The organism is Maricaulis sp. ABE4_448 (assembly GCF_056160825.1).
The window spans coordinates 396,036-422,042 of record NZ_JBSWXX010000003.1 but is presented as its reverse complement, the minus strand read 5'-3'; the positions used below and the strand labels follow the sequence as shown (position 1 = coordinate 422,042).

Here is a 26,007-nt window from a genome sequence, read left to right as displayed (position 1 = left end):
CATGCTAACACGACTTTCCCTTCCCGCAGCGCAGCATGAATTCGCACGTGCAAAACAACGAGAACCCCATCCGCACCCGCTTCGCCCCGTCGCCGACGGGCTTCCTGCATATTGGCGGCGCCCGTACCGCGCTTTTCAACTGGCTCTTCGCCCGGCATCACGGTGGCGCCTTCTATCTTCGCATCGAGGATACCGACCGCGCCCGCTCGACCCAGGCCGCGATCGACGCGATCCTGGAGGGTCTGACCTGGATGGGTCTGGACTGGGACGGCGATGTCGTTTCCCAGTTCGAACGCGCCCCGCGCCATGTTGAGGTCGTCGACGAACTGCTGGCCGCCGGCAAGGCCTTCAAATGTTATTGCACGACCGAAGAGGTGCAGGTGCTGCGCGACCAGGCCTTTGCCGAGGGCCGTGCCCTGCGCTCGCCTTGGCGCGAGCGCCCGGCCAGTGATGCCCCCGCCGATACGCCCTTCGTCGTGCGCTTCCGCGCGCCGGACAGCGATGTCGTGCTGGAAGACGCCGTCCAGGGCACGGTGCGCTGGGCTGCGAAGGAATTCGACGATCTGATCCTGCTGCGCTCGGACGGAAGCCCGACCTATAATCTGGCCGTCGTGGTCGACGATCACGATATGGGCATCACCCACATCGTGCGCGGTGACGACCATCTGGTAAATGGCGGCCGCCAGAGCCAGATCTATGACGCACTCGGCTGGAAGCGTCCGGTCTTTGCCCATGTGCCTTTGATCCACGGCCAGGACGGCAAGAAACTGTCCAAACGCCACGGCGCGCTGGGCGCGGAAGCCTATCGCGACATGGGCTATCTGCCCGAAGGCCTGCGCAACTACCTCCTGCGCCTGGGCTGGGCCCATGGCGACCAGGAAATCTTCAGCGACGAGGAGGCAATTGCGGCCTTCACGCTGGACGGGCTGAACAAGGCGCCGGCCCGTATGGACCTGGACAAGCTGAACCATATCAACGGGCACCACATCGGCCGGGCGGCTGACGCGCGACTGGTCGAACTGGTGATGCCCTTCCTCGATGTGCTTGAAGACCGCATTGCCGATACCCAGATAACGCGTGAGCGACTTCTGGCTGCGATGCCTGTGCTCAAGACCCGGGCGGCCACACTGGAAGAACTCGCCCGGCAGAGCTATTTCTTGCTCAAAACTCGCCCGTTCCACTTGGAAGGCAAGGCCGCCAAACCCCTGGACGACGAGGCCCGGCAGCGTCTTTACCGCCTCTTCACCCGTCTGAGCGATCTGGATGGCTGGACGGACGAGGCGCTGGCCGCAGAACTGAAGAATTTCGCCGAAACCGAGGAGGTCGGTTTCGGCAAGGTCGGGCAGCCGTTGCGTGCGGCCCTGACCGGCGGGGCCCCCGCCCCCGATCTGTCGCTGGTCATGGCCTTCCTGGGCCGCGACGAAGCGCTTGATCGGATCAAGGACCAGATGATGGCGGACGCGTAAGCGGCCGCGAACCTAGGGGATGACGTGATGGAAAATAAAGCCAAACCGAACGGGACGGCCACGCTCTCGTACAACGGCAAGTCCTTTGACCTGCCCGTGCTGAGTGGCGAGATCGGCCCTGATGTGATCGACATCCGCAAACTCTATGCGGAAACTGGCCTGTTCACCTTCGACCCGGGCTTCACCTCGACAGCAAGCTGTGAGAGCCAGATCACCTATATCGACGGTGGCGAAGGCACGCTGCTTTACCGCGGTTATCCGATCGACCAGCTGGCCGAGAGCTCCAACTTCATGGAAGTTTGCTACCTGCTGCTGCACGGTGAGCTTCCCAAGGCCGACGAGTTCGAGAATTTCGACTGGACCATCCGCCGGCACTCGATGCTGCACGACCAGTTCGACCAGTTCTTCCGCGGTTTCCGCCGCGATGCCCACCCGATGGCCATCATGGTCGGCACGGTCGGTGCGCTGTCGGCCTTCTACCACGACTCGACCGATATCAACGATCCGGAGGCGCGCACCATCGCGTCACACCGCATGATCGCCAAGATGCCGACGATCGCGGCCCGCGCTTACAAATACTCCATCGGCCAACCCTTCATCACTCCGCGCAACGACATGGACTATGCGGGTAATTTCCTGCGTCAGTGCTTTGCCGTTCCGGCCGAGGACTACAAGGGCTCCGACGTGCTTGCCAAGGCGATGGACAAGATCTTCATCCTGCACGCCGACCACGAGCAGAATGCGTCAACCTCCACGGTGCGCCTGGCTGGTTCGTCCGGTGCCAATCCGTTCGCTTGTATCGCTTCGGGCATTGCCTCGCTGTGGGGCCCCGCGCATGGCGGCGCGAACGAAGCTGCACTGAACATGCTCAACCAGATCGGCTCAGTCGACAAGATTCCGGAATATGTGAAGCGCGCCAAGGACAAGGACGATCCGTTCCGCCTGATGGGCTTCGGTCACCGGGTCTACAAGAATTACGACCCGCGCGCGAAAGTCATGCGCGACACCTGCCACCAGGTGCTCGACGAGCTGGGCGTGCGCAACGACCCGACCCTGCAGGTCGCCATGGAGCTGGAGCGCATCGCGCTGGAAGACGACTACTTCGTCGAGAAGAAGCTCTATCCGAATATCGATTTCTATTCGGGCATCACGCTGAAGGCGATGGGCTTTCCGACGGAGATGTTCACGGTTCTGTTCGCCCTGGCCCGCACTGTCGGCTGGATCGCGCAATGGACCGAAATGGTCGAGGATCCGTCCCAGAAGATCGGCCGTCCGCGCCAGCTCTTCACCGGTGCCACGCCGCGCGATTATGTGGATTTCTCCAAGCGCTAGACGCGGGACTTCCTGTACAGAAAAGGCCGCTCTCCGGAGCGGCCTTTTTTAATGTTCGGACGACAAGTCCAACGTCTCGAGCACGGCGTCGGCGGCCCGATCGCTGGCCCTGCCGTCCCCGCGCATCCGCGCCGTGGTCTCAATGAGGTGATGCGAGAGCGCTTCCCGGCGCGCGGCATCGTCCAACAGAACACCGACTGCCTCTGCCAGATTGGCGCCGGTGGCCCGGGTCTGGACGAGTTCGGGCACCAGTTCCGCATCGGCCGAGATATTTACCAGACTGATATATTTCGCCTTCATCAGGTTAAAGGCGCGGGCCAGCGCCCAGGTGATCCAGCCGAGGCGGTAACTCGTCACGGTGGGCACACCGGCCGTGGCCAGCTCGGTCACCACGGTGCCGGAACAGGCCAGCGCCGCGTCCGCCGCGGCAAAGGCGTCGGCCTTCTCGCTCTCCTCGACCAGGACGGCACCGTCGAAACAGCGCGCGTTTTCCAGGCGCGCCCGCAGATCGGCCTCGACCGGATCGGCAATGGGAATGACGATCGACAGTCCGGGATAGCGCTGCCGCAATCGCGCCACCGCCCGGGCGAACGGTCCGAACATGCGCCTGATTTCCGATGTCCGGCTGCCGAACAGCACGGTCAGTACCGGGGCATCGGCCGCAAGGGTGTGCCGGGCACGGAAGGCCGCGCCATCACCCGCTTCCAGGCGTTCCAGCGTGGGATTTCCGACAAAGGTCACCGGCAGGCCGTGGGCTTCATAATAGGGCGCGTCGAAATCGAGAATCGTCAACAGCCGGTCGACCGTCGCCGCCAGGGTCGCTGCCCGGCCCGGCCGTGTCGCAAAGACCTGCGGTCCGACATATTTGATCAGCCGGATGGACGGATCGGCCGCCCGCACGCCCTGGGCCACGCGCAGCGTATAGCCCCAGCTGTCGATCAGCACGACCGCATCGGGCTTGACCTTCAGGATATCCTCGACGCTGGCCGCCACGGCCGCCTTCACGCGCTTGTAGGCCATCAGCCCGTCTATCCAGCCGAAAATGGCAAGGTCGGAGATGTCGATGGCCGAACTCACGCCTTCCTCGGCCATGGCTCGCCCGCCAATGCCCGAAAAGCGGACCTCGCCGCCGGTCTTCGCCTTAAGGGAGCGCATCAGGGCGGCGCCCAGAAGATCGCCGGACCGTTCGACTGCAACCACATAAATGAGCGGCGTGCCGGTCATGCGTCGGCGTCCCTCACCACCAGGAAAAGGCCGCGCGCGTCGAGCTCGCGGATCACCGCCTCGCGATCCACCACCAGCGCTCCGCCCGCCTCCAGCACGATACCCGCCAGTCCCGCCGCATCGCACAGGCGCACCGTTTCGACCCCGACAACCGGCATGTCGACCCGGCGCTCCTGGATTGGCTTGGGCCGTTTGGCGAGCACGCCACGACGCTCAGCCCGCGATCCGCGCAGCGCGGCAGGCAGACCCGCCACACGCTCGAGCATCGCATTCGTGCCTTCCTGGGCCTCGACGGCCAGAATCAACCCATCGGCAACGACGGCGCCCTGGCCGATATCCAGCCGGCCGATCTCGGCGGCGACATGCATCGCCTTGTCGGCATCGGCTTTGGCATTGGCATCCGGCTCGACCTTCCCCAGACACCCCGCCTCCAGGCGGTTCCGGGTGAGCAGGCTGTCAGCACCGACAACCGTCAGGCCTTCGCGCTCGAAAGCCTCGACCACCACACGCAGGATGGCATCATCCCCCTTGCGTCCTGCCGCCAGCACGCGCGGCAGGAGTTTCAGCCCGGCCCCGTCCAGGCGCAGCGCCTTGAAGTCGGGCCGTGTGACATAGCCGGCAAAGCAAACCGCATCGCATCCGGCCGATTTGAGTGACCGTGTGATCGCCCCGATTTCGCCGACCGAATGCTCGACATGCCCGATATCGTCGAAAGGGTCGTCGGCAAAGCCTTTCAGCCGGATCACCAGAACCGACTGCGGGTCGAGCGCATTGAGAATTTCACGCGGCAGCCCGCCACCGCCGGCGATCAGGCCGATACGGGTCCAGGATGCCGCGCTCTGCGTGTCAGTCATGAGGCATGCAGACGGAGCGTTTTGCGTCTTCGCGAATAAAACCGATGATCTCCATCACCGGCGCATTGTCGCGATAAGTGTGCGCAACATCGTCGACCCGCTCCTCGAACGTGCCTTCCTGGGCGAACAGCAATCGATAGGCGGCGCGCAGATCGCGCAGGGTCTCGCGCGGCATGCCACGGCGCTTCAGCCCGACCACGTTCAGCCCCGCCAGATGGGCGTGATTGCCGATCACCGAGCCATAGGGGATGACATCCGCTGTCACCATGGCCATGGCGCCGACGAAGGCATGACGGCCGATCCGGCTCTTCTGGTGGATGCCGGCATAACCGCCCAGGATCACGTGGTCGGCCACCGTGGTTTCACCGCCGATGGCCGCGCAATTGGCGAACACGACCCGGTCGCCGACGATGCAATCGTGGGCAACGTGCGAGCCGACCATGAAATAGCCGTCATCACCCACAACCGTCTGGCTGCGTGCGAATGTGGTACCGGGATGCATGGTGACATTCTCGCGCAGGATATTGCGTTTGCCGAGAATGAGCCGCGTGTCCTCGCCCTGGTATTTGAAGTCCTGCGGCGGATGACCGAGATGGACACCCGGATAGAGCACGCAATCCTCGCCCAGCGTCGTATTGCCGGCAATCGTGGCATGCGACATCAGCCGCACACGATCGCCCAGCTTCACTTTCGGACCGACGATCGAGAAAGGACCGATCTCCACGCCCTCGCCCAGCTGGGCCGCCGGGTCGACAATTGCTGTGGGATGAATGGTCGCGCTCATCAGTGTTCCACCGCCTTGGCCGCGAATTCCGCCTGCACGGCACGCACGCCGTCGGCAAAGACCTCGCCCTTGAACTTGAAGACGCCGTGGCGCGCGGCGGTCACCGAGACCGGCATGCGCAGCATCATTCCGGGGCGGACCGGCGAACGGAACCGCACCTTGTCGGCGCCCATGAAATAGACCGTCGCCGAATCGGGGGCGGCCTGCAGCGTCTTGTACATCAGCACAGCGCCGGCCTGGGCCATCGCCTCAATCATCAGCACGCCGGGCATCACCGGATTACCGGGGAAATGCCCCGGAAAGAAGGGCTCGTTCGCCGTCACGGCCTTCAGCCCCACGATCGATTCGCCGGCCCGGTAGTCCTCGGCAGCGTCGATGAGGAGAAAAGGATAACGGTGCGGCAGGAGTTTCAGGATTTCGTTGTGTTCAATCCGGTCGGACACGCCGGTCAGTCCTTCTTCTTCGATGTTTTTGTATCGCGCCGGGCCAGGCGGCGCACTTCGGAGACCTGGCGCAGATGTTGGCGCAACGGCTGGGCGGGATCGCCCATCCAGGTTTCGCCAGCCGGAATGTTTTGCGCGACGGCCGAATTTCCACCGATCCGCGCACCCTTGCCCACTGTGATGTGGTCCTGCAGGCCGACCCGGCCACCGAACATTACATCATCCTCGATCACGCAACTGCCCGAAACGCCGGCAAAGGCGGCCATGGCGACATTGCGGCCGACCAGGCAGTTGTGACCGATATGGCAGAGATTATCGATCTTGGTGCCCTCCCCGATCCGCGTCGGACCGAACAGGCCCCGGTCAACGCAGCTATTGGCACCGATCGTCACCGACGCCGCGATCTCGACCGTGCCCAGATGCGGCATATCCACGAGACCTTCGTTGGATACTGCGGCACCGAAGCCTGTCTCGCCAATCACGGCTCCTGAAAGAATGTTGCAGTTCTCGCCCAGATCCGCGCACTGAATGATCACGCGGGGACCAATACGGCTGCCCGCGCCGATGCGGCAACCGGGCGCGATCACACTGCCCGGCCCGATCGTGACATTCTCGCCGATCTCTGCGTCAGCGCCGATCACCGCGCCCACGCCCAGACGGGCGCCGGACGCGATGCGCGCGGACGGGTCGATCGCATGGTCGGCTGACAGTTCACGCGGGCGGAAGAGACCGGCAGCCGCGCGGCCGAATGCCGCCCGCGGCTGTTCGTGCACCAGCACTTTGGCACCGCGTTCGGACAGGGCATCAGCCAGGCTGGCTGGTGCCAGGATCACCACATCGTCCAGACGGATGTCCGGATAGGCTTTGAGAAGGCGCCCGTTTTCCAGATAGCACAGGCACCCCGGACGGGCCTCGCTGATCGGCGCGACCTCAGACACAGTGCGTGAACCGAAGGCAGAATCGGAAATCGCCGCACCCGAAAGCGCGGCGATCTCGTTAAGTGTCAGCGGTCCAAGTCCGTCGAAGAAACGCGGATCGGCCATGGTCCGTGCCGTCTTATTGCTGCTGCTGGCCAGCCCCGGCCGCCGCTTCCTGGGACACGCGGACGCGCGTCACGGTGACAGTCGGCACCTGAGTGTTGAGGCGGCTGATCACATCGGCGGAAATATCGACGTCCGGCGACGCGAAAACGAGGTTGGCGCGATCAACCAGGATGTCGATATCGCGTTCCGCCACGACGGCTTCCAGGATTGGCCCCAGAGCATCATAGATCGGGCGCATCGCCTGACGCTCGGTCTGGACGATTTCCTGCTGGCGTGCACGGCGGGCCAGTTCGAACTGCTGGGCCTGCTGATTGAGTGCTTCGATACGCTGCATCAGGTCCGGACGCTGCTGGATGGCCTGCGGCGTCATGGATGCAGTTTCCGCGTTCAAACGCTCGGTCTCCTGCTGGATCGGCTGCCCCATGGCGGTCAGCTCGGCATCGATTTCCCGCGCGATTTCCTGCATGCGCGTCTGGATGTGCTGACCAGCAGAGCTTTCGCGCAGCACACGTTCCTCGTTCATGACCGCGATGTTGGGCTGTTGAGCCAGCACCGGCGCCGCCAGCCCGGCGACCATCACCGGAAGAAGAAGGAGAGACTTGATAAACTTCATAACTTTAGAACCCTGTTCTCGTGCTGAACCGGAAGAATTCGGCTCTGTCGTAGTCCTCGCGGATGAAGGCCTCGGCAAAGTCGAAACGCACCGGTCCGAAAGGTGAATCCCAGAAAATGCTCACGCCGGCGGAGGCCCGAAGGGCCATGTCGTCGATCGTGAAAGCTGTCCCGGCGGCCCCTTCGTCGATCTGGTCGGGAGTATCCAGTAGACCCAGGGTACCGAACTCGGTGAAGACACTGGCTCGAACCCCGTACTGCTCCGGCAACCCGGTCGGGAAGGACACCTCGAACGCCCCGACTGCGTACAGACGGCCGCCCAGGGCGTCGCCCCGGTTCAGCTCGCCCGTCTCTTCATTCCGGGTGACGATACGCGGACCGATACCGGCCACTTCGAAACCCCGGAACGAATTGCCGCCCTTGAAGAAGCGGTCATTAATGCGGACGGTATCTCCACCCCACGGCTGAACGAAACCACCATTCATCGTGAAGCTCGCGACGATGTTGTTGTCGAACAGGCGCGGGAGAACCGGCCGGTAGATGGCACCCTCGATTTCAGACCGGACATAGCGGACGTCGCCGCCAATGCCGGCAAAGCCTTGCGAGAACTGCAGGCGATAGCCGCGGCTCGGCTCGATCGGGTCGTTCAGACGCGACCAGTTGAGCGTATAGGTGAGCACGGACGTCGTGCGCTCGCCGGCCTGGTTCAGCAGGGCCTGCGAGGCCGACGAATAGACCCGCACATCATCGGTCCGCAGTGTGTAGCCCAGCTGCAGATTGGTCGACGCCGTCACCGGGAAGCCGAGGCGCACGCTGGCACCCGTCGATTCCGTCTGGAAGGAGGCTTCCGAGATGAAGTCCGAATTGACGCGGAACAGGTCGAAGCCGGCCGCCAGATTACGGTCCAGGAAACGCGGCTCGGTGAAGCGGATGTCGATCGACTCGCGGTTTGAGCTGGCCGAGATGCGGAAGCGCAGGAACTGCCCGCGGCCGCGCAGGTTGCGCTCCGAAATCGACAGATCGACCAGGAAGGCATCGGTCGAGGAGAAACCGGCGCCGAAGGCCAGTTCGCCGGTCGGCTGCTCGGTCACCGCGACTTGGACACGCGCGCGGTCAGGCGCGGACCCGGGCGTCTCATTGACTTCGACATCCTCGAAGAAGCCCAGACGCCTCACATTATTGCGCGACCGGTCAATGAGAACCTGGTTGAAGGCATCGCCTTCAACAATATCCAGCTCGCGGCGGATCACGCGGTCGAGCGTGCGGGTATTGCCGGTGATATCGATGCGCTCGATATAGACGCGCGGCCCCTCATCGATCACGAACTCGATATCGACAGTCCGCTCTTCGCGATTACGCGCTGTGCGCGGGCTGATATTGACGAAGGCATAACCCGCAGCGCCGGCCGCAAATGTCAGCTGGTCGATCCCGGTTTCGATAAGCTCGCCCCGGTAGAGATCACCTTCCTGGATCGGCAGGGTCGCAGCGAGGAACTCCTCGTTCAGATCCTCGATCTCGGTCGACACGGTGACTTCACCGAAGTTGAAGATCTCGCCCTCGTCGATCGTGATCGTGATGTAGAAGCTTTCCTGATCGGGCGTCAGCTCGGCGACCGCAGAAAGCACCCGGAAATTGGCATAGCCCTGGTTCATGTAGAACTGGCGCAGCAATTCCTGGTCATATTCCAGACGATCCGGATCGTAATTGTCGTTCGACGAGAAGAACCGCCACCAGCGCGATTCGCGCGTCACCAGTTCACGACGCAGACGGCGGTCAGAGAAGCTCTCATTGCCGATGAAGTTGATCCGGCGCACGCCGGTCACGGGACCTTCGGAAATCTCGAAGATCAGGTCGACGCGGTTCTGCGGCTGCTCGACGATCTTCGGCGTCACGGATGCCGCAAATCGGCCGGAGCGGCGATAGACCTCGATAATGCGCTGGACATCCGACTGTACGCGAGCCCGCGTGAAGATCGCGCGCGGTTGGGCCTCGATCTCGTCCGTGATCCTGTCGTCGTCAATGGCGCTGTTGCCCTCGAGGATCACCCGATTGATGATCGGGTTTTCCTGGACGCGGACAACAACGAGCTCGCCACGATTTTCGAACTGCGCGTCCGAAAACAGGCCCGTCGCCATCAGGGTCTGGATCGAGAGGTTAACCAGGCGGGTGTCGAAGGTCTGTCCCGGCTGGATCAGCAGGTAGGACAGAACGGTATCGGCTTCGACCCGCTGATTGCCCTCAACCAGGATCTGACGGATCACCGGCTGGGCCTGCACTTCGGGGGCCGCTTGCGGAGTCTCTTCCACACCGGATTGCTGGGCCGGCGCGATGGCCGGCAATGTCACAGTCAAAAGGGCTGCGAAGAGAATACGCAGAACACTCGCCATGGAAGATCGCCGCTTGCTGGGCCCGGTCAGAAAATCTGACCGAGCAGGTAATTCAGGTCATTCCAGGTCGCTACAAGCATCATACCGAGCACAAGTGCAAGTCCCACCCGGAATCCGATGGCTTGCGCTTTCATGCTCAGCGGACGCCGGGCAACCGCTTCATAGGCGTAATACACCAGATGGCCGCCGTCGAGGATGGGGATCGGTAGAAGATTCACCAAACCCAGTCCAACCGACAGGAAGCCTGCCAGATGAACGAGATTAACAAGCAGCAAGAAAGTGCTTTCGCCGGCATTTCCGCCTGCTTCGACACTGGTCAAGGCCGTCTGGCCGGCGGCCGTGGCGATTCCCACCGGCCCGTTGAGCAATTCCGGCGAGACCCGGCCCGTGACGACGCGGACCACGTAGCGCGCCGTCATCGACACCGCCGTCCAGGTCCGGTCGACACCATAGCCGATGGCCGTGATGGGGTTGTAGCTGTCGCGCAGCGGCGGCGTCATGACCGAGCCCAGACCGAGACGGCCAAGCGTCCGGGTGCCGCCGAAACGGTCTTCCACCTCAGTGGCCCGCGGCGCCGCCCGCAGCACGAGTATCTCGCCGGCGCGCTCAACATCGAAACGCATTTCCTCGCCCGGCCGCCAGACGACTTCCGTTACGATGTCATCAAAGGACTGGATACCGCTGCCATTGATCGCGACGATGCGGTCACCGACCTGGAAACCGGCTTCTGCAGCGGCACTGTCTTCCGCAACGGTTCCTACGACTGCCGGCTGGTAGGCCGGGCCACCCAGTGCAAGCGCAATGCTGGCAAAGATGAAGATGGCCAGGATGAAGTTTGCAATCGGTCCCGCCGCCGTCACGAAAGCGCGTTGCCAGAGCGGTTTGAAGTGATAGCAGCGCTCGGCATCCGGCCCCATCCGCTTGCGGATTTCCTCAAGCTTTTCGGCATCGGGTTCACTGGCAGCGCCGGCATCGCCCAGGAATTTCACATATCCGCCAAGAGGAAAGGCCGCGATGCGCCAGACCGTGCCGCGTTTGTCGCGCCACGAGGCGACCGTCGGACCGAACCCCATCGAGAAGGCTTCTGCATGCACGCCACACATGCGGCCGGCCCAATAGTGGCCGAGCTCGTGAATCACGACGACAATCGAGATCAGGAAGACGAATGAGAAAATCGTGAGAAAGCCGGTGCCGATCAGGCTCATGACATCGTGTTCCGTGATCTCGTTTCCACTGACAGGCCACCAATCAAGTCGCGTGCCAGCTCGCGGGCCCGCCGGTCGATGGCGAATACATCCTCGAAGGCCGCAAGCGCGCGCGGCATGTCCGCATCCGCCTGAGCGAGCGCCAGAACCTCTGCAACACTCGCCGTGATGTCAAGGAAGCCGATCCGCCCGGCAAGGAAAGCCTCGACTGCTATTTCATTCGCGGCATTCAGCACGGCGGGGGCAATCCCCCCTGCCCGGATCGCATCGCGGGCCAGACGGATGGCCGGAAACCGCACAGGATCCGGTGCCTCGAACTCCAGCCGCGCAATCTGGTCCAGTCTGAGACGCTCGACCGGCGCCTCCATGCGCTCCGGCCAGGCCAGCGCGCTGGCGATCGGCGTACGCATGTCCGGCGATCCCAGCTGGGCCAGCAGGCTGCCGTCCGCGTATTCGACAAGGCCGTGCACGATGGACTGGGGGTGCACCACCACCTCGACCTGTTCCGGCGGCAGGTCGAACAGCCAGCAGGCCTCGATGATCTCCAGCCCCTTATTCATCATCGACGCGCTGTCGATGGTGATCTTCGCACCCATCGACCAGGTCGGATGGGTCAGCGCGTCGGTGCGGCTGGCCGCCGCCATGCGTTCCAGCGGCCAGGTGCGGAAAGGCCCGCCCGATGCCGTCAGCGTGATCGACCGGATCGCAGACCTGTGCGCGCCGTTGAAGACCTGGAAGACGGCATTGTGTTCGCTGTCCACCGGCAGCAGCGTCGCACCGCAGCGCGCTGCCTCATGCATGAATAGCGGCCCGGCACAGACCAGGCATTCCTTGTTGGCAAAGGCCAGCGCCGCGCCCTGGCGGACGGCTTCCAGCGTCGGCCGCAGACCTGCCGCGCCGACAATGGCGGCCATGGTCCAGTCGGCCGGCACAGCAGCGGCCTCACACACCGCCTCCTCACCGACGCCAATGACGATGTCAGGATGCCCCGCCAGGGCCTCGCGCAATTCCGGTGCGGCGGCGGGGTCTGCGATCGCGACATGAGAGGCCCGATGTTTGATCGCCTGCCGCGCGAGCTCCACGGCATTGGTCCGCGCCGTCAGCGCGACCACATCAAACATTCCCGGTTCAGCCCGCGCGACCAGGTCGAGCGTTGACAGCCCGACCGAGCCGGTGGCGCCCAGAACGCTGACACGGCGGGGCGCGGTCATGCCGCCCCCCAGCCCAACGGGATCACACGCTGGAACAGCACGGCGGTAATCACGGCCAGCATCAGCGCGTCGACACGGTCCAGCACACCGCCATGGCCCGGAATCAGCGTTCCGGAATCCTTGACGTTGAAACTGCGTTTGAACAGGGACATCGCCAGATCGCCCAGCACGGATGCGACGGCGACGACCGCCGCAAAGACGGCCACCACCGGCAGGTTGAGGTCGAAGACCGCGCCGGCGCCCACGCCCGCAGCGGTTCCGGCGGCAAGCCCGGCAATGAATCCGGACCAGGTCTTGTTGGGACTGGCCTGGGGCACGAGTTTCGGACCGCCCAGCCAGGTTCCCGCAATATACGCCAGACTGTCCGCAGCCCAAACGATGGCAAACAGCAGCACGACCATCGGCAGGCCATGCGCGGGTTCGGCGCGCATGGAGGCGAGCAGACCGGCCGCCAGCGACACGTAGAGCACCCCCAGCACCTCGATTGACCAGCCTCGCCGCCAGCGTTCGACACCCGCCGCCAGCGTACCGGCCGCCCCCCAGAACAGTGCATCCTGGGTCGAGGTCTCGCCGGCCAGCAGGACGGCACCGGAGGCGGTGGCACAGGCAATGGCGTAGGCGACCGGCGGTGCCTTGGGATCGGACATCTGGATCCATTCCCAGGCCATGGCCGCGGCGAAAGCCGCCACCCAGGCCGTGAATACCAGCCCGCCCATCCACAACAGGACCAGCGCCAGCGGTCCCAGCAACAGCGCCGAGATCAGGCGGCGCTGGAAAACCGGGTCACGCCGCGCCAGCATCGAGCCCACCATAGCGCCGGCTGCGTTGTTTGAAGGCATCGACCGCCCCCGCGAAATGCCGGGCCGAAAAATCCGGCCACAGCACATCGAGGAAGAGCAGTTCCGCATAGGCCAGCTGCCAGAGCAGGAAGTTGGAAATGCGCTCTTCCCCGCTGGTGCGGATCAAAAGGTCGACATCGGGCAGACCGTGCGTATCGAGCGCCTGCTCGAAGGCCGAATTGTCAATGGTGTCGGGATCGATCGCGCCTTCCTGTGCGGCCCGGGCCAGCGTGCGCGCCGCACGCACCAGCTCGTCACGGCCGCCATAGTTGAAGGCGATGGTAAGGTGAAACCGGTCGTTCGCGGCGGTGTGCGCCTCGGCCCGCTCGATGATGGCCTTGAGGTCTTCACTCAGATTGTCGCGCCGGCCGATGATGCGGATCCGCACGCCGCGCCCGGCAAGCTGTTCGAGGTCCGCCTCGACATAGGTTTTCATGAGCTGGAACAGCGCGCCGACCTCGTCGGCCGGACGGTTCCAGTTTTCCGTCGAGAACGAGAACAGGGTCAGATAGCGCACGCCAAGATCGCCGGCGGTCTCGACCGCCTTGCGCACGGTCTCGACGCCGCGCCGGTGCCCGAAGGCACGCGGGCGGCCGCGGGATTTCGCCCAGCGGCCATTGCCGTCCATGATTATCGCCACATGGGCGGGCCCCGGCTGGGAAGCGGAAGCGTCGTCGGTCATGGGTTCGCTCCGCAAGCGGGGTGATCAGACCTGCATGATTTCTTCTTGCTTGATCTTCAGGCTCTCATCGATCCGCTTGATGGCATCATCCGTCAGTTTCTGCACATCCTCGGCGAAGGATTTGTGCTCGTCTTCGGACAGCACACCATCCTTTTCCATCTTTTTCAGCGCATCCATGCCGTCGCGGCGCACATTGCGCACGGCGACGCGGGCATGTTCGGCATAGGTACCGGCCAGCTTGGCAATCTCGGCGCGGCGCTCCTCATTGAGCGGCGGAATCGGAATACGCAGCAGCTGGCCTTCCATCACCGGGTTCAGGCCGATACCGGAATTACGGATCGCCTTGTCCACGGCAGCGACCATGGTCCGGTCCCACACCTGGACCGAGATCATGCGGGGTTCGGGAACCGAGACCGTGGCGACCTGGTTGATCGGCGTCGGCGTGCCATAGGCCTCGACCTTGATCGGATCGAGCAGGCCGGCGCTGGCGCGGCCGGTGCGCAGACCGCCGAATTCCTTGCGCAGGGCCTCGATCGCCCCATCCATGCGCCGCTTGAGGTCGGCTTCGTCGAAATCGATATCGTCGCTCATGGCTTGCTCTTTCCTGTTATTTGCCAGCTGACGGTGCAGGCCGCGGCTTGCCGATCATCGTGCACACGCCCTGGCCAGCCAGAACGCGGGCCAGACCACCCTTGTCGTGAATGCTGAAGACGACGATCGGAATGGCGTTTTCCCGCATCAGCGTCACCGCCGAGGCGTCCATCACCTTGAGATCACGCGTCAGCACATCAAGATAGTCGAGCTGATCAAAGCGTTCCGCGTCCGGATTCTTGCGCGGGTCGTCGGAATAGACACCGTCCACCTGTGTGCCCTTGAGCAGCGCGTCGCAGCCCATCTCGGCCGCACGCAGGGCGGCAGCGGTATCGGTGGTGAAGAAGGGATTGCCCGTGCCGGCAGCGAAGATCACCACCCGGCCCTTTTCCATATGACGGGTGGCGCGGCGCCGGATATAGGGCTCGCAAACCGTTGTCATCGGAATGGCGGACTGGACGCGTGTCTGGACGCCGACGCGTTCCAGCGCTGTCTGCATGGCCAGCGCATTCATCACGGTCGCCAGCATGCCCATATAATCGGCAGCGGCCCGGTCCATGCCCTTGGCGGCGCCGGTGAGCCCGCGGAAGATATTCCCGCCGCCGATCACCAGGCAAATCTCGGTACCGGCACGCACGGCCTGGGCAACCTCGGACGCGATGCGATCTGCCGTCGGCATATCGATCCCGTAATTCTGGTCGCCCATCAGGGCTTCGCCGGAAATCTTGAGCAGAACCCGCCGGAATTGCGGCGGGTTCTCTTGGCCTGAAACCGGCCCGGATGCAGATGAATCAGTCACGGCGTGCAGCATATAGAAAGCGGCGGCGCTTTAAAGCGCCGCCGCTCTCAATGCGATCAGGACTGGCCGGTCGCTGCAGCGACCTCGGCCGCGAAGTCTTCGGACTTCTTCTCGACGCCTTCGCCCAGCGCCATGCGCGCGAAGCCGGAGATCTCGACCGGCGTGCCCAGTTCCTTGGCGGTATCCGCCAGCACCTGCTCGATGGTGCGGTCCGGGTCCATGACGAAGGCCTGCTTCAGAAGCACGACTTCCTCGTAGAACTTGCGCATGCGGCCTTCCACCATCTTTTCGACGATGTTTTCCGGCTTGCCGGACTGGCGAGCCTGGCCGGCGAACACTTCGCGTTCCTTGTCCGCCAGGGCCGAGTCGACGCCGTCGATGTCAACGGAAACGGCCACGGCCGGCGAACCGGCAGCAACGTGCATCGCGATCTTGCGGCCCAGCTCGGCCAGCTTGGCGGCATCGCCGCTCGACTTCAGGCCGACCAGAACGCCGATGGCGCCCATGTCGTCCGCAGCCGGATTGTGGACGTAGCTGGCGACCACGCCCGGCTCGGCCGTGACAACGGCGGCACGGCGCAGGGCCATGTTTTCACCGATCGTGGCGATCAGGCTGGTCAGCTTGTCCTCGACGGTTTCGCCGGAGGCCAGCTTGGCAGCCTTGAGGCCGTCCACATCGCCGGACGTGCCGATCGCGAGCGCGGCAATGTCCTTCACCGCAGCCTGGAACTTCTCGTTCCGGGCGACGAAGTCGGTTTCCGAGTTCACTTCGACGACGGCACCCTGGCCGCCTTCGGTTGCCACGGCAACGAGGCCTTCGGCAGCAACACGGTCCGCCTTCTTGGCGGCCTTGGACAGGCCCTTCTTGCGCAGCCAGTCAACGGCGGCTTCGAAGTCGCCATCGGTCTCGTTCAGCGCCTTCTTGCAGTCCATCATGCCTACGCCGGTCTTTTCGCGCAGTTCCTTGACGAGAGCAGCAGTAATCGCGGCCATCGGTATCTCCTGGATTATCGCTCGTGAAATCGAAGCTTACGCTTCGGTCTTGTCAGATTCAGACGACGTTTCCGTGGCAGCCTCGTCGCCCGTTGCGGCTTCGGCTTCCGTGGCAGCCGTCTCTTCGGCGGCGGTTTCCTCGACCAGCGCCTCGACCGGCGCTTCGGCTTCGCCCAGATCCATGCCCATGGCCATCTGGCTGTCGGCCATGCCATCGAGCACAGCGTCAGCGATCAGATCGCAGTAGAGGGCGATGGCGCGCGAGGCATCATCATTGCCCGGGATCGGGAAATCGATCGGGTCCGGATCGCAGTTGGTGTCGACCACGGCGATCACCGGAATGCCCAGCTTCTTGGCTTCCTGGATGGCGATGCCTTCCTTGTTCGTGTCGATCACGAACATCAGGTCCGGCGTGCCGCCCATGTCCTTGATACCGCCGAGCGACCGGTCGAGCTTCTCGCGCTCGCGGGTCAGCATCAGCTGTTCCTTCTTGGTCAGGCCGGCCAGACCGCCCTCACCTTCGAACATGGTTTCCAGCTCGCGCAGACGGGCGATCGAGTTGGAGATGGTGCGCCAGTTGGTCAGCGTACCGCCGAGCCAGCGCTGGTTCATGTAGTACTGGGCGCAGCGCGCGGCAGCCTGGGCCAGCGGTTCCTGGGCCTGACGCTTCGTGCCGACGAAGAGGACGCGACCGCCCTTGGCAGCCGTTTCGCGCACCTTCACCAGGGCCTGGTGGAGCAGCGGGACGGACTGGGACAGGTCGATAATGTGGATGTTGGAGCGTTCGCCAAAGATGAAGTCCTTCATCTTCGGGTTCCAGCGGTGGGTCTGGTGACCGAAGTGACAGCCAGCTTCGAGCAGCTGGCGCATGCTGAATTCAGGGAGAGCCATCGATTTTTCCTTTTCCGGTTGGCCTCCACGGAGCGGAGCCGTCCGCACATGCGAACGGCACCGGAGCGTCAGGCCTTCGGCCGGACGATGCCCCGTGTGCGTGATGGCGCGGCTTATAGGCCCAAGACAGCCGGTTTGGCAAGCGGGGCAAGGCGTACCGGGTGCAGTCCGATCACGCCGGACTGCACCTGGCACGCCTCTATCCTGCCGAACCGGCACCAGACCGGCACGACATATCCGCTATTGCGTGTCAGTCGGCGGCGGCCGGCGAGACGGACGCATGGTCGGCGAGATAGTACCACCGCCCGTCGATCTGACGCTGAACATCCGTAAAGCGGCCTGTCAGGACAAAGGGTTCGCTACCACCCGCCGGCGTTTGCGTCATCGTCCAGACGCCCCAGGCCGCATGGATGTCATCGGCATGCGCCTCACCATGAGGCTCGATATCAATATCAATGGCCTCGAAGGCATCGAAAAAGCCCTGCCAGTCGGCTGCAATCGCTGCGCGGCCACGAACATGCTGAGTACCCGGCGAGTAGCTGTCGGCGCCTTCGACGTAAAGGCTCGCAAGCTGTTCGGAATCCTCAGCTTCAACCGCAGCGATGAATGCAGCCAGAAGCTCTTCCGGCGTTTCCTGAGCGAAGCCCTGCGAACCTGCAACCAATGCTGCAACGCCGGCACAAAAAAGTGTTTTCATGGTTTCCCCCCTGAACAAAGCGTGGCGACCCTAGCGAAGTCCGCACGCCGCACAACCGAAAAGCGATACAATCGCGATCCATACAGCATCGCGCGAATCCGGATTGTGGCGGCCGCATGTCAGTCCAGGCGTCCGCAACCTCGCCGCATCGCCCGGCACAATCAGGCGACCTCGACGGAAGCGACACCGTCAACGCCCTTCAGCGCCGCCTGCAGCGCGCTGTCGGCGCTGTGCCGGCCCGGAAGGCGCAATTCCACCTCCCCGCCGCCCGCAATCGGCACGAAAAGATCGATCACGGCATCCTTGGAAACATCCGCCCGGCCATTGGCCCGCTCGAGCCGCGCATGGATGCGCGACAGCGCCGCCGCATCATCCAGACGTACGCGCAGACGCTCGGCGCAGATCTGCATGTCCAGCACTTCCAGCCGGTCGGCGAAGAAGGAAATCTGCTCGTCCCGCTCGTCGACGCGGCAATTCACCAGCACGGCCTGACCACTGTCGAGCAGGTCGCGCGAGGTGCGCAGGAGTTCCGGCGCAATAAACACCTCGAACTCGCCTGTTGGATCGGACAGCGTCACCCAGGCAAAGCGTTCACCGGACTTGTTCGAGACGCGTTCCTGGCGCCGGCGCACCATGCCGGACAGGCGTAGCGCCGTGGCGCCGTCGGCGACCCGCGCCGGCGCTTCGGCATGAAAGACCACGCCGCGGCCGGCGAGATGCTCGGCCATGTCGTCGAGCGGATGACCGGACAGGTAGAAGCCGATGGCGGACAATTCCGCGTCGAGCCGCTGGGTCGCGGTCCAGGGATCGGGCTGCGGCAGGCGCGGCCGCTCCAGCGCCACATCATCCCCGCCACCGCCGAACAGGCTGGCCTGGGCACTTTCGCGCTGCTGTGCGGCGTGCTGGGCCATGGAAAGCAGGGTTTCCGCGCTTTCCAGCACCCGGGCCCGGTCGGGATCGAGACTGTCGAACGCCCCGGCCCGCGCCAGATTCTCGAAGGTCCGCTTGTTGATATGCCGCGGATCGACGCGCTCGGCGAAATCATAGAGATCCTTGAAGGGTCCGCTTTGCGACCGCTCGGCAACGATGTGCTCCATGGCGGAGAAGCCGACATTGCGGATCGCGCCGAGCGCGAAGCGGATCGTGCCCTCCTCGACCGAGAAATCGGCCTCGGACGCATTCACGTCCGGCGGCCGCACCTCGATCCCCATGCGGCGGATTTCCTGGAAAAAGGCGGCCAGCTTGTCGGTATTGGCCGCGTCGAGTGACATCAGCGCCGCCATGAACTCGACCGGGTAGTTGGCCTTGAGATAGCCCGTGCGGTAGGCGATCGCGGCATAGGCGGCGGCGTGGGACTTGTTGAAACCGTAGCCGGCGAATTCGGCGACGAGTTCGAAAATGTAGGAGGCTTTCTCGCGGCTCACGCCCTTCGCTTCGGCACCCTCGAGGAAACGGACTTTCTGCTTGTCCATCTCCTCCTTCTTCTTCTTGCCCATGGCGCGGCGCAGAAGATCGGCTTCACCGAGTGAGTAGCCGGACAGGATCTGCGCGATCTGCATCACCTGTTCCTGGTAGATGATGACGCCGTAGGTTTCCTGCAGCACGCCTTCCAGATCGGGATGGAGGCAATCGACCTCGGCCCGGCCGAACTTCCGGTCGACATAGACGTCGATATTCTTCATCGGGCCGGGACGATAAAGCGAGATCAGCGCGATCAGGTCCTCGATCGCGTCCGGCTTCATCTTCTTCAGCGTGTCGCGCATGCCCGAACTTTCCAGCTGGAACACGCCGATCGCATGACCGGACTGGAGGAGTTCGAAGGTCGGCTTGTCGTCGAAGTCGATCCCCTCGATATCGGGAACCGCCTTGCCGGCCGAAGCGATATAGCCCAGTGCGCGGGCAATCACGGTGAGGGTTTTCAGACCCAAAAAGTCGAATTTCACCAGACCGGCCGGCTCGACCCATTTCATGTTGAACTGGGTGGCGGGAATGTCGGAGCGCGGATCGCGGTAGAGCGGGACGAGTTCGGAGAGTTTGCGGTCGCCGATCACGACACCGGCGGCGTGGGTGGAGGCGTTGCGGAAGAACCCCTCCAGCCGCAGCGCGACCGTGAGCAGGCTGTCGACCGCATCATCGTCGCGGCGCATTTCCTCGAGCTTGGGCTCGATCTTGAGCGCCTCGGCCAAGGTCACCGGATTGGCCGGGTTGGACGGTACCAGCTTGGCCAGCTTGTCGACCAGGCCGAAGGGCAATTGCAGAACGCGCCCGGTATCGCGCACCACGGCGCGCGCCTGCAGCGTACCGAAGGTGATGATCTGCGCCACGCGGTCATTGCCGTAGCGCTCCTGCACATAGCGGATCACCTCGCCGCGCCGCTCCTGGCAGAAGTCGACGTCGAAGTCGGGCATGGAGACGCGTTCCGGATTGAGGAAACGTTCGAACAGGAGACCGAAGCGCAGTGGGTCCAGATCGGTAATCGTGAGCGCATAGGCCACGAGCGAGCCGGCACCGGAGCCCCGGCCCGGTCCGACGGGAATGTCATGCGACTTGGCCCACTGGATGAAGTCCGAAACGATCAGGAAATAGCCTGGGAAGCCCATCTGCCGAATAATGCCAAGTTCGAAGTCGAGCCGTTCGCGATAGGCCTTCTCAGGCGCCGCATCGGCGCCGGAGGCCAGACGTTCGGTCAGGCCTTCATGGGCGCGGGCGACAAGTTCCTCGGCCTCGTCGCGGCCGCCCTTGGTGGGGAAGCTGGGCAGGATGGGCGCGTGCGTGCGGACCCGGTAGGCACAGCGCCGGGCGATCTCCAGCGTGTTGGCGAGCGCTTCGGGCAGATCCGAAAAGCGCGCACTCATGTCGTCCGGCGAGGTGAGATAGTGATCCGGCGTCACCCGGCGGCGCTCCTGCACGGAGACGTAGGAGCTTTCGGAGATACACAGAAGCGCATCATGCGCCTTGTGCATCGAGGGGTCCGGGAAATAGGCCTCGTTTGTGGCGACCAGGGGCAGGCCGCGGCTGTACGCCTCCTCGACCAGCCAGTTCTCGGCCTCCAGCTCCTCGGCGAGACCGTGACGCTGCAGCTCGACATAGAGCCGGTCGCCGAAGGCCGCCGACAGACGCTCCAGCAACCGGTTGGCTTCCGGCTGCCGCCCGCCGGTCACAAAGCGGTTGAGCACGCCGTCCGGACCGCCTGTCAGGCAGATCAGGCCGTCTGCATGTTCGAGCACGAGGGACAGCGGCACATGCGGCTCTTCCGACCCGTCCACATCGAGATAGGCGGCGCTGGACAGCGCCATGAGGTTTTCATAGCCGGTGCGGTCCTGCACCAGCAGCGCCAGCATGCCTTCCGGCTCGGCGCGTTCGCCCGGATGCGGGTCCACCGTGCGCACAGCGAGCGTGCAGCCGACGATCGGCTGGATCCCTGCCCCGGCCATCACCTCGGAAAACTCCAGGGCGCCGAAGAGATTATTGCTGTCGGTCAGCGCAATGGCCGGCATGCCGTGCTCGCGGCAGGCCGACACCATCTGCGGCATGCGGATCGCGCCTTCGAGCAGCGAATAGGGCGAACGGACCCGTAGATGCACAAAGGGTTGTCTCGCCGTCATCGCCCGCTCCGTCAGCGCTTCAGAACCTCCCCGCCACGCGCATCATCAGGGCTGAAGCCCGATCATCCGGACCGGAACCGGCCACCGCGAGTCGAGAGGCAGACAAACTACGCCAGGAACGCGTCAGGCGAAATCAGGCTTGCAAGCCCGATCTCAGTAAAGACCGCCGGAAAGCCCCGGCACACACGGTAAGCCCTTTCGCGTCCGCCTCAGGCTGCGCCGAGCACGCTTCCCCACATGGCGATCATCCAGGCAAAACCCAGTACAGCTGTGGCGGCAGAGACATCTTGAAGTACGCGGCGCATGACAACCTCCCGAATTCATGTTCCGGGTTTGTTCTATTCCGACACAGACATCGCGTCAAGCAGAAAGTTCCATAAACGTTCCGCCAGACATGTTCCGGGAATCTCTAGGCCGTTTCCGGGCTGTAGGGCGTGAGATGCCCGTCCTGGAAGGTCACGACACGATCCATCCTGGCCGCGAGATCGTGATTATGGGTCGCCACCAGGGCGGCGGCTCCGGCATCGCGCACCGTCTCGCGAAAGGCCTCGAACACGGTTGCAGACGTCGTGGGGTCGAGATTGCCGGTCGGCTCGTCGGCCAGCAGCACATGCGGTGCATTGGCCAGCGCGCGGGCGATGGCGACACGCTGCTGCTCACCGCCGGACAATTGCGAGGGCTGGTGCGTGGCACGGTCGGACAGGCCCAGGCGCTCGAGCAGGGCATCGGCCCGTGCAACAGCCGCCCTGTGCGGCACGCCGCCGATCAGTTGCGGCAAGACGATATTCTCGCGCGCATCGAATTCGGGCAGGAGATGGTGGAATTGATAGACGAAACCGATATCCCGCCGCCGGATCGCCGTGCGTTGCCGGTCGGACAGGCCGCTTGTCGCCGCGCCACAGACGACCACTTCCCCGCCATCGGGCCGTTCCAGCAGCCCCGCCGCATGCAGCAGCGAGGATTTGCCGGAACCGGAGGGGCCGACGAGGCCGACGATCTCGCCGGGCATCAGGGTCAGGCTGACCCCGCGCAGGACCTCCAGCGTATCGGCTTCGGTTACGTAGGTGCGCACGATATCGCGCAGATCGAGGACGGGATCACTCATAGCGCAGCGCCTCCACGGGATCGAGACGGGCGGCCCGCCAGGCCGGCGGCAAGGTCACCAGGAGCGAGACGATGAAGCCGAACACCGAGATGAAGGCCACCTCCCCCCAGTCCAGCTTGGCCGGAATGCGATAGAGGAAATAGACGCTGGGATCCCAGGGATTGGTGCCCGTCGTCCAGGTGATGAAATCCTGGATCGGGCCGATATTCACCACGAAGAGAATGCCCAGGAGAATGCCGGCCAGCGTCCCCAGAACACCGATCGAGGCCCCGACGATCAGGAAAACCCGCATCACGGACGCCTGTGTCGCCCCCATCGTGCGCAGGATGGCAATGTCGCGCCCCTTGTTCTTCACCAGCATCACCAGGCCGGAAATGATGTTCATCGCGGCAATCGCGACAACGATCGACAGGATGAGCCGCATCGCGGTGCGCTCGAATTCCAGCGCATTGTAGAAGGCGGGGTTGAGCTGGGTGTAGTCGTAGGCGGCCGCATCGGGGCCGGCGAGCGCACCGATGCTTCCCACCATGCTGGCGGCCATGTCCGGATTGGCCAGCCGCACCTGGATCTGGTCGGTCCCCTCGCCCTTGGCAAAGAAGACCCGGCCCTGGTCCAGCGGCATGAAGGCCGCACTCTCGTCGATGGTCGAAACGCCGGCGGCCAGAACTGCCCCGACATAATAGGCTTTCTGGTTGGGCCGCGCCCCGAACACGGTCGGCGTACCCCGGGCCGTGGTGAAGGTGATGCGGTCGCCGACACCAACGGCAAGACGCCGGGCGATCCCCGAGCCCAGGATGATCGTGTCGCCGCCATTATGGCCTTCGCCGAACCCGTCGAGATTGCCTTCCACAAGGCCCGTGCGGCCATCCGGCGACGGATTGGCAATCACGTCCAGCGCCGCCACATCCTCCGGCCGGGTGCCCAATACAACGATGACGCTCTGATAGCGCTCGGAGGAGGCCAGCACCTGCCCCTGCACCACCGGATCGGCGCTGACCACGCCCGGCATCGCCTCAAGCTCGCGCACCAGCGCATCGACACGCTCGGCATCGAGATTGCGCGTATCGACATAGACATGCGGCTGGAAGCCGAGCAGCTGGCTGAAGAGTTCTGCCCGGAAACCGTTCATGATCGACATGACAGCGATCAGGCCGAGAACGGCCAGGGTGATCCCGCCAAAGGAGATCATGGCAATCAGTGCCACGCCGCCATGCTTTCGCCGGGCCCGCAGATAGCGGAAGGCCAGCATGAATTCATACGGCGAGAAGGGGCGCGCGCCCCCGGCTGCACGGACCGCAGGATCAGCCATCGGCAAAAGCCCTTTCGGCAAGACGGTTGACGGCGTCCTCGGGCGAGAGCTCGTGGGTTTCGCCCGTACGGCGCACTTTCAGCTCCACCTTGCCCTCTTTCAGACCGCGCGGTCCGATCACGAGCTGGTAGGGCAAGCCGATCAGGTCGGCCGTGGCGAACTTGCCGCCCGGGCGCTCCGACGTGTCGTCATAGAGCGGGTCGAGACCGGCCGCCATGAGCTTGCCATAGGCGTCTTCACAGGCTGCATCCGCCTCGCCATCGCCGGCGCGCAGATTGAGAATGCCGACACCGAAGGGCGCGACTTCCTCGGGCCAGATACAGCCCTTCTCATCGTGATGGGCCTCGATAATCGCGCCCAGGAGGCGCGACACGCCGACACCATAGGAGCCCATATGCACGGCCCGCTCCTTGCCGTCGGGATGCGTGACCAGGGCTTTCATCGGATCGGAATACTTGGTGCCGAAATAGAAGATGTGGCCCACCTCGATACCGCGCGCCGTCAGACGGCGATCCTCGGGCACCCGGGCGAACACATCGGCTTCATGCATCTCGTCGGTCGCGGCATAGAGCGCGGTGCGCTGGTCGACCAGCGGCTGCAGATCGCCATCGAAATCGACGTTGGAGCCCGGCGCGCCCATGTCGACCAGGTCGGCATGGCAGAACACCTCGCTCTCACCGGTCTCCGCCAGCACGATAAACTCGTGCGACAGGTCACCGCCGATCGGCCCGGTATCCGCCTTCATCGGCACGGCCTTCAGGCCCATCCGCGAGAAGGTGTTCAGATAGGCGATGAACATCTTGTTATAGGAGCGGCGCGCCGCCTCCTCGTCCAGATCGAAGGAATACGTGTCCTTCATCAGGAATTCGCGGCCGCGCATCACGCCGAAGCGCGGGCGGATCTCGTCCCGGAACTTCCACTGGATATGGTAGAGCAGCTTGGGCAGGTCCTTGTAGGAGCGGCAATAGGAGCGGAAGATCTCGGTGATCATCTCCTCATTCGTCGGCCCGAACAGCATGTCGCGCTCGTGACGGTCCGTGATGCGCAGCATCTCCGCGCCGTAATCGTCATAGCGGCCGCTTTCGCGCCACAGATCAGCCGACTGGATGGTCGGCATCAGCAGCTCCACGGCACCGGCGCGGTTCTGCTCCTCGCGGACGATCTGCTCGACCTTCTTGAGCACCTTCAGACCCAGCGGCAGCCAGGAATAGATGCCGGCGGATTGCTGCCGGATCATGCCGGCCCGCAGCATCAACTGGTGCGAGACGATCTGGGCGTCGGAGGGGGTTTCCTTGAGGACGGGCAGGAAGAAGCGGGACAGGCGCATGGGTGGGGAATTCCGCGATAAGAGGTTCAGCCCCCATTAGAACGCGTTGGGAAGCGATGACAAGGCACCTTCCCCGCCTCTGTCAGTCCTTTGCCGTGGCTCTCAGGCCTTCAGCGTCACACCGCTTTCCTGCGTCACCGCCTTGGCATAGCAGGCCCGGTCGATATCGCTGACCTCGACGGTGATGGAGGCCACCGGCGTAGCGAGCGCCTGAACGGCGGACAGGACCAGGTCGGACATCGCCGCCTTCTGCGCCTGTGTACGCCCCGGCATGATCCGGGCCTCGGCATGGATGAAGGAATAGTTGTTGCGGCCATTGCGGTAATGGCTGACGGGCACGACGCGCACCTTGATGTCGTTCGGATCGAAAAGCTCGCTCGCCTCCATGCCGTGAAAGACCGCATCGACCAGCTGTTCGGGTGTCAGGCCCAGGGCGTCGAGATCGGAATGGTGCAGGATGACGTGCGGCATGGGTCAGGCTCCGGTTGAAGGTCAGATCGTTCAAGACATGGCGTCAGGCCCTGCCGGATACAATCGCAAGGCCGGTTACAATCGCAAGGATCGGGTGGCCGCAGTCATTGGCCGGCGGCACAAGGTGACCGTCACACC

The 26,007-nt window shown here is 64.0% G+C and carries 23 protein-coding genes; 2 read left to right on the top strand and 21 right to left on the bottom strand.

Going from position 1 to position 26,007, the window contains the following annotated elements; all coding sequences use genetic code 11:
* The first annotated feature begins 35 nt into the window (after positions 1–35).
* Positions 36–1,466, top strand: a complete 1,431-nt coding sequence (gene gltX, locus ACXAJV_RS11045; protein ID WP_475085314.1) for a glutamate--tRNA ligase — start codon at positions 36–38, stop codon at positions 1,464–1,466.
* Positions 1,467–1,493: 27 nt separating this feature from the next.
* Positions 1,494–2,798 (top strand): citrate synthase, encoded by a 1,305-nt coding sequence (gltA, locus tag ACXAJV_RS11040; RefSeq protein ID WP_475085313.1) that lies wholly within the window; start codon positions 1,494–1,496, stop codon positions 2,796–2,798.
* A gap of 48 nt (positions 2,799–2,846) precedes the next feature.
* Here gltA and lpxB read toward each other — a convergent pair whose 3' ends face one another.
* From lpxB to ACXAJV_RS10935, 21 genes are all read right to left on the bottom strand, one after another.
* Entirely contained in the window at positions 2,847–4,022 is a 1,176-nt protein-coding gene (gene lpxB / locus ACXAJV_RS11035) for a lipid-A-disaccharide synthase (RefSeq protein WP_475085312.1), read from the bottom strand.
* The gene (locus ACXAJV_RS11030) at positions 4,019–4,876 is read right to left on the bottom strand and encodes an LpxI family protein (protein ID WP_475085311.1); all 858 of its coding nucleotides are present in this window, start codon (positions 4,874–4,876) and stop codon (positions 4,019–4,021) included. Before ACXAJV_RS11030 ends, lpxB begins: the two co-directional genes overlap by 4 nt.
* Positions 4,869–5,660 carry an acyl-ACP--UDP-N-acetylglucosamine O-acyltransferase gene (gene lpxA, locus ACXAJV_RS11025; RefSeq protein WP_475085310.1) on the bottom strand — a complete coding sequence of 264 codons (792 nt, stop codon included), beginning with the start codon at positions 5,658–5,660 and terminating at the stop codon, positions 4,869–4,871. The genes ACXAJV_RS11030 and lpxA overlap by 8 nt, the downstream gene beginning before the upstream one ends.
* The gene (fabZ, locus tag ACXAJV_RS11020; RefSeq protein WP_475085461.1) at positions 5,660–6,127 is read right to left on the bottom strand and encodes a 3-hydroxyacyl-ACP dehydratase FabZ; all 468 of its coding nucleotides are present in this window, start codon (positions 6,125–6,127) and stop codon (positions 5,660–5,662) included. The genes lpxA and fabZ overlap by 1 nt, the downstream gene beginning before the upstream one ends.
* Entirely contained in the window at positions 6,109–7,146 is a 1,038-nt protein-coding gene (gene lpxD / locus ACXAJV_RS11015) for a UDP-3-O-(3-hydroxymyristoyl)glucosamine N-acyltransferase (RefSeq protein WP_475085309.1), read from the bottom strand. The genes fabZ and lpxD overlap by 19 nt, the downstream gene beginning before the upstream one ends.
* Positions 7,147–7,159: 13 nt before the next feature.
* Positions 7,160–7,759: an OmpH/Skp family outer membrane protein gene (locus tag ACXAJV_RS11010; RefSeq protein ID WP_475085307.1), complete on the bottom strand. Its 600-nt coding sequence runs from the start codon at positions 7,757–7,759 to the stop codon at positions 7,160–7,162.
* Between the two features lie 4 nt (positions 7,760–7,763).
* Positions 7,764–10,145 carry an outer membrane protein assembly factor BamA gene (gene bamA, locus ACXAJV_RS11005; RefSeq protein ID WP_475085305.1) on the bottom strand — a complete coding sequence of 794 codons (2,382 nt, stop codon included), beginning with the start codon at positions 10,143–10,145 and terminating at the stop codon, positions 7,764–7,766.
* Positions 10,146–10,171: 26 nt separating this feature from the next.
* Complete coding sequence (locus tag ACXAJV_RS11000; RefSeq protein WP_475085303.1) at positions 10,172–11,350, bottom strand: M50 family metallopeptidase; 1,179 nt, start codon at positions 11,348–11,350, stop codon at positions 10,172–10,174.
* Positions 11,347–12,561: a 1-deoxy-D-xylulose-5-phosphate reductoisomerase gene (gene dxr / locus ACXAJV_RS10995; protein WP_475085301.1), complete on the bottom strand. Its 1,215-nt coding sequence runs from the start codon at positions 12,559–12,561 to the stop codon at positions 11,347–11,349. Before dxr ends, ACXAJV_RS11000 begins: the two co-directional genes overlap by 4 nt.
* Positions 12,558–13,400, bottom strand: a complete 843-nt coding sequence (locus ACXAJV_RS10990) for a phosphatidate cytidylyltransferase (protein ID WP_475085299.1) — start codon at positions 13,398–13,400, stop codon at positions 12,558–12,560. The genes dxr and ACXAJV_RS10990 overlap by 4 nt, the downstream gene beginning before the upstream one ends.
* Positions 13,345–14,082 (bottom strand): polyprenyl diphosphate synthase, encoded by a 738-nt coding sequence (uppS, locus tag ACXAJV_RS10985; protein ID WP_475085296.1) that lies wholly within the window; start codon positions 14,080–14,082, stop codon positions 13,345–13,347. The genes ACXAJV_RS10990 and uppS overlap by 56 nt, the downstream gene beginning before the upstream one ends.
* A 24-nt stretch (positions 14,083–14,106) precedes the next feature.
* Positions 14,107–14,673: a ribosome recycling factor gene (gene frr, locus ACXAJV_RS10980; RefSeq protein ID WP_475085294.1), complete on the bottom strand. Its 567-nt coding sequence runs from the start codon at positions 14,671–14,673 to the stop codon at positions 14,107–14,109.
* Positions 14,674–14,689: 16 nt separating this feature from the next.
* A complete protein-coding gene (gene pyrH / locus ACXAJV_RS10975) occupies positions 14,690–15,484 on the bottom strand; it encodes a UMP kinase (RefSeq protein WP_475085291.1) in 795 nt (264 codons plus the stop codon).
* A gap of 44 nt (positions 15,485–15,528) precedes the next feature.
* On the bottom strand, positions 15,529–16,464 hold the full coding sequence (gene tsf / locus ACXAJV_RS10970) for a translation elongation factor Ts (protein WP_475085289.1): 936 nt from the start codon (positions 16,462–16,464) through the stop codon (positions 15,529–15,531).
* Between the two features lie 36 nt (positions 16,465–16,500).
* Complete coding sequence (gene rpsB, locus ACXAJV_RS10965; RefSeq protein ID WP_475085286.1) at positions 16,501–17,355, bottom strand: 30S ribosomal protein S2; 855 nt, start codon at positions 17,353–17,355, stop codon at positions 16,501–16,503.
* 250 nt (positions 17,356–17,605) lie between these two features.
* Positions 17,606–18,052, bottom strand: a complete 447-nt coding sequence (locus ACXAJV_RS10960; protein WP_475085284.1) for a YybH family protein — start codon at positions 18,050–18,052, stop codon at positions 17,606–17,608.
* Between the two features lie 161 nt (positions 18,053–18,213).
* Positions 18,214–21,657 (bottom strand): DNA polymerase III subunit alpha, encoded by a 3,444-nt coding sequence (dnaE, locus tag ACXAJV_RS10955; protein WP_475085281.1) that lies wholly within the window; start codon positions 21,655–21,657, stop codon positions 18,214–18,216.
* 409 nt (positions 21,658–22,066) lie between these two features.
* The gene (locus ACXAJV_RS10950; RefSeq protein ID WP_475085279.1) at positions 22,067–22,762 is read right to left on the bottom strand and encodes an ABC transporter ATP-binding protein; all 696 of its coding nucleotides are present in this window, start codon (positions 22,760–22,762) and stop codon (positions 22,067–22,069) included.
* Complete coding sequence (locus ACXAJV_RS10945) at positions 22,755–24,071, bottom strand: lipoprotein-releasing ABC transporter permease subunit (RefSeq protein WP_475085276.1); 1,317 nt, start codon at positions 24,069–24,071, stop codon at positions 22,755–22,757. Before ACXAJV_RS10945 ends, ACXAJV_RS10950 begins: the two co-directional genes overlap by 8 nt.
* On the bottom strand, positions 24,064–25,398 hold the full coding sequence (gene proS, locus ACXAJV_RS10940; RefSeq protein ID WP_475085274.1) for a proline--tRNA ligase: 1,335 nt from the start codon (positions 25,396–25,398) through the stop codon (positions 24,064–24,066). Before proS ends, ACXAJV_RS10945 begins: the two co-directional genes overlap by 8 nt.
* Positions 25,399–25,500: 102 nt before the next feature.
* Complete coding sequence (locus ACXAJV_RS10935) at positions 25,501–25,869, bottom strand: 5-carboxymethyl-2-hydroxymuconate Delta-isomerase (RefSeq protein WP_475085272.1); 369 nt, start codon at positions 25,867–25,869, stop codon at positions 25,501–25,503.
* Positions 25,870–26,007: the final 138 nt, after the last annotated feature.